Origin of the sequence: Phocaeicola sp. GP0067 (genome assembly GCF_031119655.1) — a bacterium.
Taxonomy (GTDB): Bacteria; Bacteroidota; Bacteroidia; order Bacteroidales; family Bacteroidaceae; genus Phocaeicola; species Phocaeicola vulgatus.
The window spans coordinates 1-19,067 of sequence record NZ_JAVHZY010000016.1; the positions used below are offsets into that span (position 1 = coordinate 1).

13 protein-coding genes and 1 tRNA gene are annotated in these 19,067 nt (G+C 40.0%); 7 read left to right on the plus strand and 7 right to left on the minus strand.

Annotated elements, in window-relative coordinates; translation table 11 throughout:
* Nucleotides 1-135: 135 nt before the first annotated feature.
* On the plus strand, nt 136-780 hold the full coding sequence (locus RE317_RS12895; protein ID WP_005843570.1) for a MarC family protein: 645 nt from the start codon (nt 136-138) through the stop codon (nt 778-780).
* Between the two features lie 72 nt (nt 781-852).
* Here RE317_RS12895 and RE317_RS12900 read toward each other — a convergent pair whose 3' ends face one another.
* The 5 genes from RE317_RS12900 to RE317_RS12920 form a co-directional block, all read right to left on the minus strand.
* On the minus strand, nt 853-1,872 hold the full coding sequence (locus RE317_RS12900; RefSeq protein WP_005843572.1) for a zinc-binding alcohol dehydrogenase family protein: 1,020 nt from the start codon (nt 1,870-1,872) through the stop codon (nt 853-855).
* Between the two features lie 22 nt (nt 1,873-1,894).
* On the minus strand, nt 1,895-3,154 hold the full coding sequence (fucP, locus tag RE317_RS12905) for an L-fucose:H+ symporter permease (RefSeq protein ID WP_005843574.1): 1,260 nt from the start codon (nt 3,152-3,154) through the stop codon (nt 1,895-1,897).
* A 26-nt stretch (nt 3,155-3,180) separates the two neighbouring features.
* Nucleotides 3,181-4,104, minus strand: coding sequence for an L-galacto-1,5-lactonase LgaB (gene lgaB, locus RE317_RS12910; RefSeq protein ID WP_032934878.1), 924 nt, complete (start codon nt 4,102-4,104; stop codon nt 3,181-3,183).
* 17 nt (nt 4,105-4,121) lie between these two features.
* Complete coding sequence (locus tag RE317_RS12915; protein ID WP_117873291.1) at nt 4,122-5,054, minus strand: aldo/keto reductase; 933 nt, start codon at nt 5,052-5,054, stop codon at nt 4,122-4,124.
* Nucleotides 5,055-5,171: 117 nt separating this feature from the next.
* On the minus strand, nt 5,172-6,032 hold the full coding sequence (locus RE317_RS12920) for an AraC family transcriptional regulator (RefSeq protein WP_005843580.1): 861 nt from the start codon (nt 6,030-6,032) through the stop codon (nt 5,172-5,174).
* Nucleotides 6,033-6,273: 241 nt separating this feature from the next.
* Between RE317_RS12920 and RE317_RS12925 the strand changes: the two genes are divergently transcribed.
* The 6 genes from RE317_RS12925 to RE317_RS12950 all read left to right on the plus strand — a co-directional run bounded on the left by RE317_RS12925 (nt 6,274) and on the right by RE317_RS12950 (nt 17,788).
* On the plus strand, nt 6,274-7,920 hold the full coding sequence (locus tag RE317_RS12925; RefSeq protein WP_005853678.1) for an alpha-L-fucosidase: 1,647 nt from the start codon (nt 6,274-6,276) through the stop codon (nt 7,918-7,920).
* Nucleotides 7,921-8,010: 90 nt separating this feature from the next.
* Nucleotides 8,011-11,082 carry a TonB-dependent receptor gene (locus RE317_RS12930; RefSeq protein WP_005853680.1) on the plus strand — a complete coding sequence of 1,024 codons (3,072 nt, stop codon included), beginning with the start codon at nt 8,011-8,013 and terminating at the stop codon, nt 11,080-11,082.
* Between the two features lie 25 nt (nt 11,083-11,107).
* Nucleotides 11,108-12,796, plus strand: coding sequence for a RagB/SusD family nutrient uptake outer membrane protein (locus RE317_RS12935; RefSeq protein ID WP_005843588.1), 1,689 nt, complete (start codon nt 11,108-11,110; stop codon nt 12,794-12,796).
* Between the two features lie 22 nt (nt 12,797-12,818).
* On the plus strand, nt 12,819-13,202 hold the full coding sequence (locus RE317_RS12940) for an L-rhamnose mutarotase (protein ID WP_005843590.1): 384 nt from the start codon (nt 12,819-12,821) through the stop codon (nt 13,200-13,202).
* 83 nt (nt 13,203-13,285) lie between these two features.
* Nucleotides 13,286-15,157, plus strand: coding sequence for a glycoside hydrolase family 97 protein (locus RE317_RS12945; protein ID WP_181987491.1), 1,872 nt, complete (start codon nt 13,286-13,288; stop codon nt 15,155-15,157).
* 177 nt (nt 15,158-15,334) lie between these two features.
* A complete protein-coding gene (locus tag RE317_RS12950) occupies nt 15,335-17,788 on the plus strand; it encodes a TIM-barrel domain-containing protein (RefSeq protein ID WP_117873296.1) in 2,454 nt (817 codons plus the stop codon).
* 100 nt (nt 17,789-17,888) lie between these two features.
* Here RE317_RS12950 and RE317_RS12955 read toward each other — a convergent pair.
* Together RE317_RS12955 and RE317_RS12960 are read right to left on the minus strand one after the other, a co-directional pair.
* A tRNA-Leu gene (locus tag RE317_RS12955) sits at nt 17,889-17,970 on the minus strand.
* A 68-nt stretch (nt 17,971-18,038) separates the two neighbouring features.
* Nucleotides 18,039-19,067 carry a S41 family peptidase gene (locus RE317_RS12960; protein WP_005843596.1) on the minus strand — a complete coding sequence of 343 codons (1,029 nt, stop codon included), beginning with the start codon at nt 19,065-19,067 and terminating at the stop codon, nt 18,039-18,041.

A 19,067-nucleotide genomic window follows, 5' to 3' on the forward strand; every position in this document is an offset into this window, starting at 1 on the left:
TTTTGATTGAAGCCTCCGGACTTGAAGAAGTTCCGGAGGCTTTTTTTGTATCCGCACGTGTGAAATGTGACCTCTACTATTGCTCATCTCCCAATTATGGATTACTTTTGCCCATAACCTAAAAATAATACGTCAATGGATACATTATTACCATTTGCATTACTATGCTTTACTTCTTTTTTCACATTAACCAACCCGTTGGGAACCATGCCTGTATTTTTGACTATGACTAAAGGAATGGATGATGAAGAACGGCGTCATATTGTGAAACGTGCTACTATCATTTCCTTTATTACACTTCTGGCTTTTACTTTTTCCGGGCAATTTTTATTCAAATTCTTTGGAATATCGACCAATGGCTTTCGTATTGCTGCCGGTTTTATTATTTTGAAGATTGGGTATGATATGTTGCAGGCACGTTTTACTAATACGAAGTTGAAAGATGAAGAAATTAAAACGTATGCCAATGATATTTCAATTACCCCGTTATCTATTCCTATGCTTTGCGGTCCCGGTGCTATAGCTAACGGAATAATGTTAATGGATGATGCAAATACTTGGACCATGAAGGGAATTCTGATCGGAATAATTGGTTTGATTTATTTTATCACCTATCTTATATTGCGGGCTTCTACCCGGTTGGTTTCTATTCTTGGTGAAACTGGAAATAACGTGATGATGCGCTTGATGGGACTTATTCTGATGGTAATAGCAGTAGAGTGTTTCGTTAGCGGGTTCCGTCCGATATTAATTGATATTATCCAATCAAGTAGGATTTAATCAAAAAAGAGAATGTGCTCGAAGTAGAAAACGATCACTTTGAGCACATTTTGGGTAATTGTATAGATGTGGTTAGTCAAATTCGACTAGTATACGGAATACTTTTCCGGGAGCTGCCGCCCATTCTTTCATGGCCTGTATTGCTGCTTCGGGCTTGACTACTTTGCTGATCAATTCATTTTTTGGGCAAGTACCTTGTTCCATGTAGCGGATAACTGCTCTGAAATCTGTGGGCAATGCATTACGTGATCCGCGGATATCAAGTTCTTTTTGGACAAAATATTTAGTTTGAAAAGAAACTTCTGATTTTGCATACCCTATACATACCACTCTCCCGGTAAATCCGACTTCATTGACGGCCATAACATAGGTTGCAGGACTGCCGACAGCTTCAATGACTACATCAGGACCGAGTCCTTCCGTAATCTTTGTCAGGCATTCATGTACATTTTCTGTCATGGAATTGATGGTATGGTGAGCACCTATCCGTTTGGCAAGTTCCAATTTCTCGTCGTCCAGGTCTACAGCGATAACGGTAGCTCCGCGAAGAGCTGAACGTACAATAGCTCCCATACCGATCATTCCGCAACCAATGACCATCACTATATCAATATCTGTAACTTGTGCCCTGGAAACCGCATGAAAGCCTACGCTCATCGGTTCGATCAGTGCACAGTCACGAGGAGGAATTCGATGGGCCGGGATTATTTTACTCCAAGGCAATGCGATATATTCACACATGGCTCCGTTGCGCTGAACCCCTAAAGTTTCATTATGTTCACAGGCATTTACTCTGCCGTTACGACAGGAAGCACATTTACCGCAATTGGTATAGGGATTAACTGTAACGCTCATGCCGGGTTTTAAAGAATCCGGCACATCCTTGCCCACAGCTTCTATGACAGCTCCTACTTCATGTCCAGGAATAACGGGCAACTTTACCATTGGGTTACGGCCTAAGAATGTATTCAAGTCCGAGCCGCAAAAACCGACGTATTTAATTTTCACAAGAACTTCTCCCGGTTCCAAGACCGGTTTCTCGATGTCTACTACCTTCATTTCGGAAGGAGCGGTAATTTGAATTGCTTTCATTTTTTATTTATTTTTAATCAGTTTAATCAATCACTTTGTATCCTTTCCAGCCATAATAGGCGCAAAACAGGAAACAAATCATAGGGATAGTATAGGCTATATGATAGATATGTTCGTTCAGATGCATCATATAAGCTGTGAGTTGGGGTAAGCAAGCATTTCCAACGATGGCCATAACTAGAAATGCCGAGCCACTTTTGGTGTTGTTGCCTAAATCAGTCAAAGCGAGCGAGAACTGAGTGGGATACATGATAGACATGAAAAAAGAGATGCCCAGCATGGCATAAAGACCTGTCCAACCGCCAAAACAAACCACAACAATACATAGCAAGACATTAATCAGCGCATATACCAATAGCATGTCTTGTGGACGGAATTTTACCATGAGTAGTGTGCCTGTCCATCTTCCTGCCAAAAAAGCCAGCATATAAAGACCGAAAAAGGTGGTGGCTGTATTTTCAGGTAGTTCTGCATAGGTACAACAGTAGACTAGAAATAAACTGTTAATGGCTGTCTGACCACCATTGTAGAAGAATTGTGCAATAACTCCCCAACGAAGATGAGAACGTTTTAAGACTCCGAAATCAATTAATTTTTCTCCTTTATATTCTACTCCTTCCATCGTATTTCCTTCTTTGATTTTAGGTAATTTGGAGAAGATAAAGATGATGGCAATAACAATGAGTAGCATAGCTAGCAGCAGATAAGGAAGTTTCATGGCGTCTGTTTCTGTTTGAATGTAACCTTCCCAGCCACCGGGAAAAGAAGTGGGCAGGGTGTCGCGGGTATAGTGGTTGCCACTCAGAATCAGTTTGCTGAGAAACATGGCAGCTATAAAAGCTCCCAGCCCATTGAATGATTGTGCCAGATTCAATCGACGGGGCGCACTTTTCGGATCTCCCAAAGCGGTTACATAAGGATTGGCTGCCGTTTCTAAAAAACACATTCCGGTGGCAATGATAAAGAATATGCATAGATATGCCCAATATTCTTTCAGCATGGCAGCGGGGAAGAACAGTAACCCACCACATGCCGCCAGTAATAACCCGAAAATAATTCCCGATTTGTAGCTGTATTTTTTCATGAACATAGCGATGGGAATGGGACAGATGAAATAGGCAAGCCAGTAGGCTGTTTCTGTGAATGATGCTTCGAAAGCGTTTAACTCACAGGTTTTCATCAGCTGTCTTATCATAGTAGGTAGCAGATTGCTGCTGATAGCCCATAGGAAAAACAGGCAGAATATGAGCATCAATGGTACATAATAGTTCTTATTTTTCATGGTATGGATTTATAAGTGTCAGTTGATTATTCTGACATGTTTTTTATGTAAGGAAGAGATATGAGATTTTTGAAACCATAAAATCTTTCGGCGTTTTTACCTAAAAAAAGTGCTTTCTCTTCTTGTGTCATTTCAGTCGTTTTAAGGATGAAATCGTAAGACATCTTGTAAGTAATGGCCGTAATGGTCCGAGGGTAATCCGATCCCCACATCAGTTTGTCCATACCTACCAGATCTGCTGCTTCTTTAATGGCTTTGACCGCTCTGTGAAACGGATAGAATTCACTGTTGAACAACCAGGTGATCCCCCCGGATTCTATCATGACATTTTTATGGCGGGCCAACTTTATTTGTTCTTGCCAATGAGGTGTGGTGACCATACCGAAATGTCCGATAGCGATTCGAAGCTGCGGATATTCCTGAATGATTTCTTTCATTTCCTGTACTTGTGTATCCCCATCGGCTAAATCAATGGAAAGGATAATGTCTTTTTCTTGCATGTAATGGAACATTTCCATCATTTCGTCACTGTTCAGCATGACTCTTCCTTCTTTTAGAAAAAGGCGGTGTGCCGGGATTTTTATTGCTTTGAAACCGGAACTTATTAATTCCTTGGCCTGTTGCAGATAACCGGGTTTACGAAATTCGCACATACCGCATACAAAGAAACGGTCTGGGTATTTATGGGACACTTTTGCGAGGTATTCATTTTGGATGCCATCAATAAATTCCTGAGTGACTACGGCAGCCGATACTTGTGCATAGTCCATGTTCGAGAGAAAAACCTCGGCACTATTCCGCCCGTCAATCATAAAGGGCGGAACCATCTGACGTTCTTCCCCCATAAATAACGAACGTCCGTTGGTTAAAGTACGGATAGGCAATCCGTTGACTTCCGTATCTTGCCGTAGCCAAAGATGGGAGTGTGCATCTATTATGTTAAAATCCATCATTATTTTCCTTTGTATTATGAATTAGCCCAACTGACACGCATTTGTTCTCCGATAATTTCTTGCACTTCCTTTACAAGGTTCCAATCAATGGGCTCTTCGGCATATGTTATATTTTTCAATACATTATCCGGATTGGCCGAACTGAACAAAGTGGTGGCGATACGTGGATTGCTGACAGAATATTGAATAGCCAGTTTCTCTATAGGATAATTTTTGGACAGGCAATGTTGAACAGCTTTCCGACAGGCTTCTACCAGTGATTGGGGGGCCGGATGCCATGCAGGAACCCCACGTTGGGAGAGTAAGCCCATTGAAAGGGGGGAGGCATTGATAATGCCGATATTCTTTGATTCAAAATAATCCAGATAATCAGTCAGTTTCTCGTCATTCAGACAATAATGGCAGAAGTTAAGTACGCTTTCTACTGTTCCCGGTTCCGAGTGATCAATGATCCATTTTAAGTTTTCTAATTGCAAGTCTGTGATACCTACATGTTCCACAATACCTTTCTTTTTAAGTTCTACCAGTGCAGGTAATGTTTCGTTGACTACCTGATTCATGTCTGAAAACTCTACATCGTGTACATTAATCAGATCGATATATTCAATGTGGAGTCTGTCCAAGCTTTCATACACACTTTCCGTTGCACGTTTTCCGGAATAATCCCATGTGTTGACTCCATCTTTTCCATAGCGTCCCACTTTGGTAGAGAGATAATATTTGTCACGTGGTATTTCTTTCAATGCTTTTCCTAATACGGTTTCGGCCTTGTAGTGCCCGTAGTAGGGAGATACATCAATAAAATTCATTCCATTCTCTACTGCTGTGTAAACAGCTTTGATACCCTCTGCTTCGCGGATATCATGAAAAACTCCTCCTAATGAAGATGCGCCGAAACTAAGATTGGAAACCCGCATACCGGTTTTCCCGATTTCATTGTAATTCATAGCTCTATTTATTTTTAGATTTATTTCCGGCATCAAAAATAGAGGAATAACCTTTAGGTATATGGTGGAAGAGGTTGAAAAAAGTACGTAAACCTTTGCGTAAAAATAATAAGACGGTTACTTTTTATATAGTTCCCTATATTGCTGTGGAGTAACGTCTGTGATTTTTTTGAATAGGCGGTTGAAATAAGAATGGTCTTCATAAGCAAGGAGATAGGCTATGTTTTTTACGGGAATATCCTCTGTAATCAGAATTAATTGGGCTTTCTCTATTTTTTTCTGATTAATATATTGTAGCGGTGTGGTACCGACTTCTTTTTTGAAAAGACGGATAAAATGATCTTTTGAGAGGCATGAGATTGCTGCCAATGAGTCTATATCTACTGTTTTATAGATATTTTTTCGGATGTGGGACAAAACTTTTTGGATACGGTTATCGTTGACTTCCACTTTAGGTTTGGCGTCTTTTAAAAAGCGGGCAATAAGTTGATATACTATACCTCTGGATTCGACTTTGTCACAGAAGGTACGCTGTTTATTTTTAATGATGTTTCTGATTAATGTGGGGTTGTTGTCATAGCTTGTCGGGTCGGATTGAGGAAGCTGCATGGTAGGATTTATTTCACATAACCTTTTAATAAGTGGTAATTCCAGGTTGCCCGCAGGTATTTCTATCGGGAAATTCCAATCTTCCAGAATGCCGGATTCCGATTGATGGTCTTCATATATATGGAGATAATAATGAGTGAAATGAGAATTGCACTGATAACTATGGGTAGTGAATGATGGCACCAGATATAGATGATGTGGTTTTAGTTCCTGCATTCCATCGGGAAATATTATTTGGGCGGTTCCTTCCATTATATAATAGAGTCGGGTAAAAGGGCTGCTTACGTTTTTCCAGTTCCAGTCTGCATTGTGAATGGCTAGTCCTACATTTAATATAAGTAAATGTAATTGGTCGATTGATTGTGTCATATTCCTTAAGGTATTAGAATGAAAGATTCAGTTTTGTACAAAGTAAGCAAAAGTATATATATAATCCAATGGGAAATCGATATTTTCATATCAAATCACCTGTTTTGGTATTTGTTTTTGAATTATTTCAGGTAAAAGTCGATATTATCCTACATAATGGCGCATTTGGATAATATAAATTGGTTTCAACTCTGTATATTTGCACTATTGATAATTGAAAAACATATAAAGCAATTATACTATGAAAGCAAAACATTTTCTTTTGGCTTCGGCTTTGTTGCTTTGGACGGGAGTTTTGGAGGCTCAGACTTACCAGGTACCTGTTTCAGAGAAAAATGAAAAAATGCAGGAGGGAGAGTTCGAACCTACTTGGGAATCATTGCAGAACTATAAAGTTCCTGAATGGTTTAGAAATGCCAAATTTGGTATTTGGGCACATTGGGGACCGCAATGTGTGGAAGGGTCCGGCGACTGGATGGCGCGTTCTCTCTATTTGGAAGGTTCGCGCGAGTATAAGCACCATGTGGAACATTATGGCCATCCCTCTGAAGTGGGCTTCAAGGATATATTGCCTTTGTTTAAAGCCGAGAAATGGGATCCGGACAAATTGGTTTCCTTTTATAAGAAGATTGGTGCCCAGTATTTCTTCGCTTTAGGTAATCACCATGATAATTATGATTTATGGGATAGCCAATATCAGGAATGGAATTCCGTGAATATAGGCCCTAAGAAGGATATATTGGCGGGCTGGGCTGAAGCAGCTAAGAAAAACGGTCTTCCATTTGGTATCAGTTTCCATGCGGACCATGCGTGGAGCTGGTATGAACCGGCTCAACGATACGACCGTCATGGCGAGAAGGCAGGTGTACCCTACGATGGATGTTTGACTAAAGAAGATGGTAAGGGTAAGTGGTGGGAAGGCTACGATCCTCAAAAACTTTATGCACAGAATCATCCGTTAAGCGCTGGAAGTTGGGCTGACGGTATGATTCACCGTCAATGGGCATGGGGAAATGGTGTTTGTATTCCTACTCAAGAATATGTGACAAACTTTTATGATCGTACAGTCGATGCAATAAACCGTTATAATCCCGATTTGATTTATTTTGATGTGACTGGTGTACCGTTTTATCCTATCAGTGATGCGGGTTTGAAGATTGCCGCACATTTTTATAATCACAACATGGTTGTTCGTAAGGGGGATTTCAGTGCTGTTATGTTTGGTAAAATTCTTACCGATGAACAACGTAAAGCTTTGGTATGGGATGTGGAAAGGGGATCTCCCAATAGTATTTATGAAGAGCCATGGCAGACTTGTTCTTGTTTAGGCGGTTGGCATTATGATACCAGACTGGCGGAGAACGGCTGGTATAAAAGTGCTTCCGATGTAGTGAAACTATTAGTGGATGTGGTCAGTAAGAACGGTAATTTGTTGCTTAGTGTTCCTCTTCGGGCTGACGGAACTTTCGATGAAAAGGAAGAAGCCATTTTAAATGAATTTGGTGACTGGATGAGTGTGAATAAAGAGGCTATTTATGATACACGCCCGTGGAAAGTCTTCGGAGAAGGTCCGATAGCCAATGCTGATATCAAGATTAATGCCCAAGGTTTCAATGAAGGTGCTTACACTAAAGCCACTGCATCTGAAATCCGTTTTACTCAAACCAAGAAATATCTCTATGCTACAGTCCTTGCATGGCCGGAAGAAAAGCAAGTTGTCATTCAATCGCTGGCAACGGGAAGTGAGTTGTATCCTGATAAAATTACTAAAATTGAATTGTTAGGTTATGGAAAGGTATCTTTTACTCGTACAGCGCAAGGAGTTGTTATTGATATGCCTGATGTACAGTTGAATAAGATTGCTCCCGTATTTAAGATAAAGAAGTGAATATAGCATAAAGTAGGTTTATTTATCGGCTTTTTTAGGTCGGTAAGCCTTTGTTATGTCTTGAAAATTAACCCAATAATCAATAGAATAATGAAAAACAGATTAGAATGTATGCAGCCAATAAGATTCTTGGTGGTCTTGTTGATGTGTTGCCTGAGCTATACTACTTGGGCACAGACACAGAGTAATGTCAATGGTTTGGTTACTGATTTTTCCGGTGAGCCGTTAATTGGGGTCAGTATCTTGGTTAAAGGTACTTCCAATGGAACTGTTACTGATTTGGATGGCAAATTTTCTCTGTCTGCTGAAATGGGAAACATGCTCCAGATAAGTTATGTAGGTTATATTTCGCAAGAAATAAAGGTTGAAAGTAACAAGTTACTTCGTATTATAATGGAAGAAGATACAAAAAAGTTGGAAGAAGTAGTTGTAGTTGGATATGGAACACAGAAAAAGGTGAATTTAACAGGAGCCGTATCTGCTGTTTCAGCTGAAGACTTGGCTAGTAAGCCTGTTATGAGTACTGCTCAAGCACTGGCAGGTTTGGCTCCAGGTTTAAGTGTATTGCAAACTTCAGGTCGTCCCGGACAAGGAGCAACTGTTAAAATTCGTGGAACTGGTACATTTTCAAAAGCTGGAACAGATCCATTGGTTTTGATTGATGGTTTATCAGGTAACATTGATGATGTAGATCCTAATGATATTCAGAGCATTTCTTTTTTGAAAGATGCAGCTTCTGCTTCTATTTATGGTAATCGTGCTGCTAATGGGGTGATCTTGATTGAAACAAAGAAGGGTGCACAAGGTAAAACGACTATTACATATAGTAATTCTTTTGGTTGGCAACGGCCTACGGAATTGCCTGATTTTTTACCATCATGGGAATATGCGGAATATTATAATATGGCTATGCGGAATATGGGTAAGCAGGAAGCTTATTTACCTGAACAGATTCAAAAGTATAGAGATGGATCTGATCCGGATAATTATCCGAATGTAAATCACTTAAAATGGCTGTTGGAATCTGGTTCTGGTTTTCAACACCAACATAATCTCAGCATACAAGGAGGAAATGCTACGACAAGTTATAATTTATCAGTAGGTTATAGAAATCAGGAAGGTATGACGGCAAAAACGTCTAATGAAAGAATGACTGCACTGTTTACTATGAAAAGTGAAATCGCCAAAGGGCTGATGCTTAATTTGAATATTAATGCTTATAATAATAAATATAATGCTCCTAATGGCGAACCACAAAGTATTGATGGAATGATAGGATATGCTGTTCGTCAGGGACCTATTTATGCCGGGCAAAAGTCGGATGGAAGTTTTGGATATCAGGATAATTATAGTCCGGAAGCGTGGTTGGCGAGTGAATCTTTTGTACAGAATGTGAGTAGAAATATAAGTGCTTCCGGACAATTGACATGGAATACTCCTGTAGACGGACTTTCTTTTATAGGTAAAGCTGGGGTGAATTACTGGACTAAATATGATAAAGCGTACCGGGCTGATACTTATTTTGATGATAGTAAGACAGTGGGGCCCGCTACTTTAAATGTATGGACTGCAAATAATACGTATACTACCTTTGAAGCATTAGCTACTTATGAAAAACAAATTAAAAATCATACCTTTAAGTTATTGGCGGGTACTTCTGTGGAGCAATCTAATAATAAAGGTTTGGAAGGTTATAGAAATACGTTTCCTAATAATTATTTGTATGAATTAGGTTCTGGAGATAAATCAACAGCTACTAATGATAGTTCATTGGAGGAATATGCGTTGCTTTCTTTTTTCGGGCGTATAAATTATGCATGGAAAGATCGTTATTTATTAGAGGCTAATTTGCGCTATGATGGATCGTCACGTTTTGCGGACGGTCATCGTTGGGGACTTTTCCCGTCAGTTTCTGCAGGGTGGAGAATTTCTGAGGAGGATTTTTGGAAGAATGCGGCAGTTTCAGCTGTAGTTGATAATTTGAAATTGCGTGCTTCCTATGGTGTACTTGGTAATCAAAATATAGGTGTTTATCCTTACCAACAGATTTATGAACTTGGACATGATTATCCTTTTGGAAATCCGGCAACTCTTCAGTCTGGGGCTTACATGAAAACCTATAATAATCCGGAAATTACTTGGGAAAAGACGGCTATAACGGATATTGGTTTAGATTTTAGTTTATTGAATGGACGTTTTAGTGGAACATTGGATTATTTTTATAAATATACTTCGGACATTTTAGCACCAGTTGAGGTGTCTAGTATTATGGGACGTGAAGTCGGACAATCTAATGTTGGAGCTGTTTCGAACAAAGGAATTGAAATAAATCTGACTTATAACGGACAAATAGGACGTGATTTCCGGTTTAGTATTTCTCCTAATTTTACATGGGTAAAAAATGCAGTTGAGAAATTGGCGAACGGAGCTACCGAAGAAATTAATAATAACAGAATTGTAGGGCAACCGATAGGTATTATATATGGATATGAAACTGATGGACTGTTTGTAGACCAAGCGGAAATAGATGCGGCTCCTGAGCAATTGGTAAGTAAGTCAGGATTGAAACCTGGTTATGTGAAATACAAAGATATTAGTGGTCCTGACGGGGTTCCCGATGGTAAGGTGGATGCACAATATGATCGTACCGTATTGGGAAGTACTACCCCGAAGTTTTATTATGGTTTGAATCTTTCCGCTTCTTATAAAGGTTTTGATTTTTCAGCTTTATTACAAGGTTTAGGAGGTCATAAGCGTTTGATAGGATCTTATATGGCTTATGCATTCTACAACGGTGGACAGATACAGAGATGGCAGGCTGAATCTTGTTGGAAGGAAGAAAATCCTGATAAATGGGCTGAATATCCTCGATTGGAAACTTTGAATATGAATGACACTAATCTTCAAACTTCTGATTATTGGGTCCGTAATGCTAGTTTCTTACGAGTCAAGAATATACAAATAGGATATACATTCCCAAAAGCATGGACTAAAAAAATAGGTTTGGAAAATGTGCGTGTTTATGTAAGCGGACAAAATCTGTTCTCTTTCAATAGTTTCTATAAAGGTTGGGATCCTGAAAATGAGATAGGAACAGGGGATTCTCCCTCTTATTATCCGGTCAATAGTATTTATTCATTCGGATTTAATTTCAAGTTCTAAGTAAATCATTCAATCAAGAATCATTATGAAAAATATATATAATACATTAGGAATGACAAAGGCTTGTTTATGTGCTTTGGCTGTATCACTAGTAACAACTGGTTGCTCGGATTTATTAGATAAGGAGCCACCTTCAGCAATTTCTGATGGTAGTTTTTGGACTGGTGAAGGGGATGCCATGTTGGCTTTGACAGGATGTTATCGTTTCCAGACTGGTTGGTCGCATGATGATTTTGCTACGCCACAAGGGTTGCTCTATTTGGATTTTGCAGGTGGAAACGGAACGGAAAAGGAAAATTTTTCTACTTTAATGGCTAGTTCCAATACGGTGGCTACTAACAGTAATTTACGTTGGTATTGGGGAAATGCATATACGCAAATAGCTAAGTACAACACTTTTCTAGAGAATATTACGGACTGTCCGATGGAAGAATCTAAAAAAGAACAGTGGTCTGCCGAAGTGAAGTGTTTACGAGCTTATTTCTTTTTAAATTTGGCATTTTATTATAAGGATGTTCCTATGCCTTTGAAAACTCTGTCGGTGGACGAAGCGAATTCTATCTCTCAAACACCTCAGACTGAAGTCTATTCGCAAGTGGAGAAGGACTTGAAGACTGCTATAGACTTGTTGCCTGTCCAATATTCTTCAGAGGAATATGGCCGGTTTACCAGGGGGGCGGCTAAGGTACTTTTAAGTCGTCTTTATCTGGCACAAGAGAGATGGGGAGATGCTGCTACTATTTTACGTAGTGTGATTGAGTCGGGAATATATGAATTGGATCGTCGTAATGGAGAGGACAGCTATGAGAAACTTTTTCAAATAGGAGGTGAATATAGCCCTGAGATAATATTTTGTATTATGGGGATAAAGGATTTGTATACTAATTCACGTTATCAATATTTATATCCTGAAGCTGCTTATGGAGGGTGGCATCAGTTCTCACCATATAACGAATTGGTGAAAGAATATTTCTGTGCAGACGGCAAGGACATTAAGACTTCTGAGGTTTATGATGAGAATGATCCTTATGTTAATCGGGATTTGCGCTTGTATGCTTCTATTTTTTTACCTCCTTTGGGAAGTTATGAGGGAACTAAGTATAATGATATAATTTATGATTGCTTTAAGGGAGCTAATACTGCAGATAGCTATAATAAATTTGCCTTATTTAATGGATATTGTCCAAAGAAAGGTTGTGATCCGTCTATAACTAATAATTTAGGTTCTACTCCCACTTATACTCCTATAATGCGTTATGCTGAGGTTCTATTAAGCTATCTGGAAGCGGTAAATGAATCGCAGCCGAATGCAGTAGACCAGAATTTATTGGATTTGACTATCAATGATATACGTGATCGTGTGAAATTGGTTGGAATAAAAAAGACAGACGTAGCGACACAGGAACTTGTTCGTGAAGCAGTTCGTAAAGAAAGACGTGTGGAACTGGCATTCGAGGGGCTTCGATATTATGACGTGTTACGTTGGGGCATTGCCGAGAAAGAACTTAATCATACATTTACCGGAGTAAAATTGTCGGATGATCCTCAAGCTCGTAATTATAGAGGGAGTGGGGCTACTGCTTCTCCGGTGGATGAAAATATGTATTATCAATTTGAGAAACGTACATGGGCACCCCATAACCGATATTTTCCTATTCCTCAAAATGATTTGAATGTAAATAAGAATCTGAAACAGAATGAGGGATATAATTAAGCAGGATTAAGTTTAAGATAAGATGAAAGAAAATGGATATGAAATGAAAAGATATGGCTATCCGGTAAAGAGATATTGTCAGACAATGGATTTGAAGGATGATCCGGAGCTGATAGCGAAGTATCGGGAGTGCCACAGTAAGGAGAAGTCGTGGCGGGAGATCAGAGAGGGGATCCGTTCAGTTGGTATTTTAGAAATGGAAATATATATATGCGGTAATCGGTTATTCATGATTGTCGAAACTCCTATTGATTTCGATTGGGAATCTGCTATGGCTAAACTTGCGACTTTACCCCGACAGCAGGAATGGGAAGATTTTGTATCGGTATTCCAACAATGCAGGAAAGGGGAACTTGCTAAAGAAAAATGGAGTATGATGGAACGTATGTTTTATCTATATGAATAATTAAAAAAGAGAGGAAAGAGAGGGTGCTGATGAAGTATTCTCTTTTTCCTTAAAATATAATAGAAGGTACATTGAACAATTTAATGATTATGAAATATTTTACTATCATTGCACTGTTGTGCTTATCCTGCATTTCATGTACGATGCAGAACAATTTATTACAATCTCCTAACGGTAAGATAGCCATTGAATATCATGCTGAAAAAGGTTTTTCTGTTATTTATCATAGTGGGCGGGATAAAGTTAAAATGATGTCATTACCTGAAATAGGTCTAAAAACGTCGGATACGGATGATTGCTTTAAATTGATAAGCTCAACTCCTGTAACTTCTGTAGTTGATGATTATGAAATGCTGACTGGTAAACGCAGGCATTGCCATAATGAGGCTAATGAATGTACTTATCGGTTTGAAAATGTCAAAGGACTTCGGGTAGATCTTATTTTCCGGGTTTATAATGATGGTATAGCTTTCCGTTATCATCTTCCTAAAACCAAAGAAGAGATTGTGGTTCTTGATGAGTACACTGCATTTGCTTTTACTCCAGGTATCAAGCGTTGGACACAAAAATTTACTGTAGGTTATGAGGGCTTTTATTGGCCAAATACGGACGGCGTTGCAGATAATGAGGGACGTGAGTGGAGTTTTCCAACATTGTTCCAACCTTCGGACAGCGCTTTTGTACTATTAACCGAAGCCAACATATTACGTGATAACACAGGAGCTTATCTTACTAATGCAGCTGATTCTTCTATCTATAAGATAAAATTATCGGATGAACGGTTGATATGCCCATCCGGCTGGTATTCACCTTGGCGTGTCGCTATCATAGGAACATTGGCTGATATTGTCGAATCGACTTTGGTAACTGATGTGAGTGAACCATGTAAAATCCAAGATACCCAATGGATAAAACCTGGATTGGTCTCTTGGATATATTGGGCATATAATCATGGTTCTAAGGATTATCAAATAGTGAAGAAATATATTGATTTTGCCGCAGACTTTGATTTGCCCTATATGTTGATTGATTGGGAATGGGATGCAATGGAGAATGGAGGAAATCTGAATGATGCAATGAACTATTGTAAAGAGAAAAATGTAACTCCTTTGATATGGTATAATTCTTCTACTGCATGGTGTGATCCTACTCCGTTATATCGGTTGAATACCCCGGAAGTGCGTGACAAAGAATTTGAATGGCTAAAAGAAATAGGTATTCAGGGAGTTAAGATAGACTTTTTTGGTGGAGATTCTATAGGTACGATGAATTATTATATTGATTTGCTGGAGGATGCAGCCAGGCATAAATTGTTAGTCAATTTTCATGGGGCAGCTATTCCCAGAGGCTGGCAACGGACGTACCCAAACCTGATGAGTGTGGAAGCGGTATATGGGGCAGAGTGGTATAATAATAAACCGACATTGACTGATAATGCAGCTTGGCATAATTGTACCTTGCCTTTTACCCGTAATGTGATAGGTCCGATGGACTATACGCCTTGTACATTTACCAATTCACAACATCCACATATCACTACCGATGCGCATGAATTGGCGTTACTTGTTATTTTTGAGTCGGCTCTACAGCATTTGGCAGATCGTCCTGAAGGGTATAGGCAACAACCGGTAGAGGTACAGAACTTTATCAGGTATCTTCCGGTTGCATGGGAGGATACCAGACTGCTGTCCGGTTATCCGGCTGAAAGTGTTGTTATTGCTCGTAAAAGTAAGGATAGTTGGTATATTTCCGGTTTGAATGGTACGGAAAATACAAAATCATTTCGTGTGAATTTGGAGTTTATTAAAGATTTTATTCAGCTTATCCAACTGTTTTCGGATACTACTGATGGGAAACAAATAAAAATTGAAAATTCGGCATTCGATACCAAAGAATTGAATATAGAGTGCCAGCCTCGCGGAGGTTTTGTGGTATGGGTTAAGTTGAGGAAATAGGATAAGGGTAAGTGTTTTTAGCATATAGACAATTGTTTTGATATTGCTATGGAAGTTTTTATTAATGATGATAGATAAACTTATCCCTTTGAGGAGATAGAATAAAAATAGTTTATGCTGGATTGGTGGAAGGTTAATTAATACTTATTGATAACTAATATAATAAAGTTAGAGTTTATGAAACGAGAACTTATTTTTACATTCTGTTGTCTGTTGACCACTTTGGTGTGGTCGCAGGAATATCAGCGGACAGAAACAGGCATTAAGGCTTCTATTTTTGGGAAAAAGATAGATGTGGAAGTGCAATGGTTTAATGCTAATAGTCTGCGCGTGTTGAAAATGCCGTATGGGCAATCGGTAGATAAGAAAAGTCTTTCGGTTATTGCAAGACCTGAAAAAACGGCTCTTAAAGTTTCTACGTCGGAAGATGGCAATATTGTAATGAAGAGCCGTTTACTGACGGTGAAACTAGACACAAAAACAGGTGTTCTGATTTATGAAACACGTAATGGGATGCCCCTATTGAAGGAATTGGAGAATGTGAAGGCATTCATACCTGTCAATGACGCAGGGCGGGCTACTTATTCTGTTTACCAAAGTTTTAAAACCGATAAGGATGAAGGGCTTTATGGACTTGGACAACTTCAAAACGGACAGATGATGCAACGTGGAATAGAGAAGTATCTGGTGCAAGGCAATACAGAAGACGTAACTCCTGTTTTTCAGTCGACTAAGGGATATGGTGTATTTTGGGATAATTATGCAGGTACGATGTATGTTGACAATGAAGAGGAAACGTCGTTCCGTTCAGATGTAGGCGATTGTATCGATTATTATTTCATGTATGGTGGTTCGGCTGACGGTGTAATTGCACAGATTCGCTTGCTGACCGGTTCTGTTCCTATGATGCCTTTGTGGAGTTATGGATTTATGCAAAGCAAAGAGCGCTATAAGAGCCAGGATGAAGTGGTAAGTGTTGTGAAGAAATACCGTGAATTGGGCATACCGCTTGACTGTATCATTCAGGATTGGCAATATTGGGGAAGTAACTATTTATGGAATGCAATGGAGTTCCTGAATTACGAGTACCGTGATCCGAAAAGGATGATTGATGAAGTCCACGGCTTGAATGCACACATGATGATTTCCATTTGGTCTTCTTTTGGTCCAAAGACTAAACCTTTCAAGGAACTTGAGAAGGAAGGGTTGCTGATGGATATGGCTACATGGCCCGAATCGGGTGTGGAAGGATGGCCGCCTAACTTTGATTATCCTTCTGGCGTGAAGGTTTATGATCCATATCATCCGAAGGCTCGTGATATTTATTGGAATTACTTGAACAAAGGTATCTTTCAGCTTGGCATGGACGGATGGTGGATGGACTCGACAGAACCTGACCACTTTAACCCCAAAGATTCGGATTTCGACCGACAGACTTATTCCGGTTCCTTCCGTAGCGTACGGAACGCTTTTCCGCTTGTAACAGTAGGCGGAGTGTCTGATCATCAGCGTGCTCTGACTCGCGATAAGCGTGTCATTATCTTGACCCGTTCAGGATTCTTGGGGCAACAACGTTATGGCTCAAATGTATGGACGGGCGATGTAGGATCTTCATGGGATATGTTTCGTAGGCAAATTACTGCCGGGTTGAATTTTTCTCTGACGGGAATGCCGCATTGGAATACTGACCTTGGCGGATTCTTTGCCGGTTCTTATAACAATAGCTTGGGAGGTGGAACGGCTACAAAAAATCCTATGTTCCATGAATTGTATGTGCGTTGGGCGCAATTCGGTGTATTTTGTCCAATGATGCGTAGTCACGGGGCTGATGCACCTCGCGAAATTTTCCTCTATGGTAAAGCTGGTGAGCCGGTGTATGATGCATTGGTTGATGCTATAAAACTCCGTTATTCGTTGATGCCTTATATCTATTCTACATCTTGGGAAGTAAGTCATCGTAATTCCACGTTTATGCGGGCACTATTCATGGATTTTCTCAGTGATCCTAAGACATGGAACATGGGCAGTGAGTATATGTTTGGATCATCCTTTTTGGTGGCACCTGTATTACATGCCCAATACACTCCTGAGCAGGCACAGCAAATCTTGAAAGAGAATGAAGGGTGGGGCTGCAAAGCGCAGGAGTCTGATATCCCTCTATTGTCTGTCGATTTTACTCAATCTAAAGAAATGGAACTATATTTGCCTGCCGGTAGCCAATGGTATGATTTTTGGACGAACGAAGTGGCAGAAGGTGGGCAGAAGCTGAAGGTGACGACTGTGTTCAATCGTATTCCGCTTTATGTACGTGCTGGAAGCATCGTGCCGTTAGGTCCCGATGTGCAATACGTGACCGAGAAGAAATGGGACAATCTCAAGGTTTGTGTTTATCCTGGTGCCGATGGTAATTTTGTGCTTTATGAGGATGAAGGCAATAACTATAATTACGAAAACGGTGCTTATACTGAAATTCCGATGATTTGGAATGATGCCAAGCGGACATTGACTATTGATGCACGTCGTGGCTGCTATGAAGGGATGCTGGATGAGCGGAAGTTTACAGTTCGAATGCCGGATGGAAGTGAAAAGACAGTGCTTTATAAAGGGAAAAAAATAAATGTGAAATTTTAGTATGCCACATGATTTTTGAGAACTAGTTTCTTCTAGTAAAGAAAAGCCCTCGAAATCGGATAATTTCGAGGGCTTTTGTCTGTTTCTATACGGAAACTTGTGCGCGTGATAGGACTCGAACCTACACGTCTCACGACACCAGATCCTAAGTCTGGCGCGGCTACCAATTACGCCACACGCGCGACATTGCTTTTGGTAAGCGGGTGCAAAGATAAGCAATATTTCTTAAGTACCAAAGATTTTTAGAAAATTATTCTTTGTGGCTATGTAAATATTCACGTGCAGCCTCAATAATGGTATCTACATTGCGTTGCATATCCTCTGAACTCATATTGACTTTGATGTCCGGATCTATACCGAATTCCAGATGTTGCATATCCGCATCGTACATGGGGCTGGCCGAGAAGCGGACAGACCAGCCGTTGGGCAGTTCGGAGGAGAAGGGCAGGCCGGAACCGCCACCTGTTTTGTCACCGATGATGGTTACTTTAGGTAGTATTTTCATTCTGTTCACAAAATCATTAGTGGCACTGAAAGAGCGACGGTTAGTCAGCACTACCGCCTGTTTTTGCCAGCGTACACGGTCTAGTGACGGTTCCAGCCAAACTGCTTTGGGAGTGGAGAAGTCATTGTGCCCCGGTCCGGTTTTATGGGACATATAGCCTACCAGCACTTTTTCATTCGTGAAACGTGCGGCTAATTTCTCGGCTGTGGTAAGATTACCACCCGAATTATTTCGCACATCAATAATCAACCCATCACAAATAGCCAGTTTGTTTAGAACCTCGTCCAGATTTCCTTCACCGATGCCCGATTGGAAACTGCCACAATAAATATAGGCTATATTGTCCTCGAATATCTGATACTTCATACCCGAGGATTGGGCATAATCCTTACCTAGATAAACACGTTGGATGCTGTCGCTGAAATTGGCCGGATAGCTGTCAAACCATTCACGATATTGGGAGTACTCCAGTTTGGAAGACAGATTTACGTGTCCGTCACGCAACTCGTTCAGCATATCTGCCAGAACTTCGAATAACTGTTCATTATTCATGCCTTTGGATATTCTCTGTTTATACTGGCTGTATATTTCATTCCAGTCCAATCCGTATTCCTGCTTTTTATAGTCAAGGAAACAATACTGGCGGTCGATAGTCTGCCATAATGCTTCGAAGTTGCCTTCGGGGGAGTTGTCGTATTCGTCCTCCGTGATGCACGAAGTAAATAATACAACAGACAATAACAGACTGATAAAAATATAACTATTTCTTTTCAT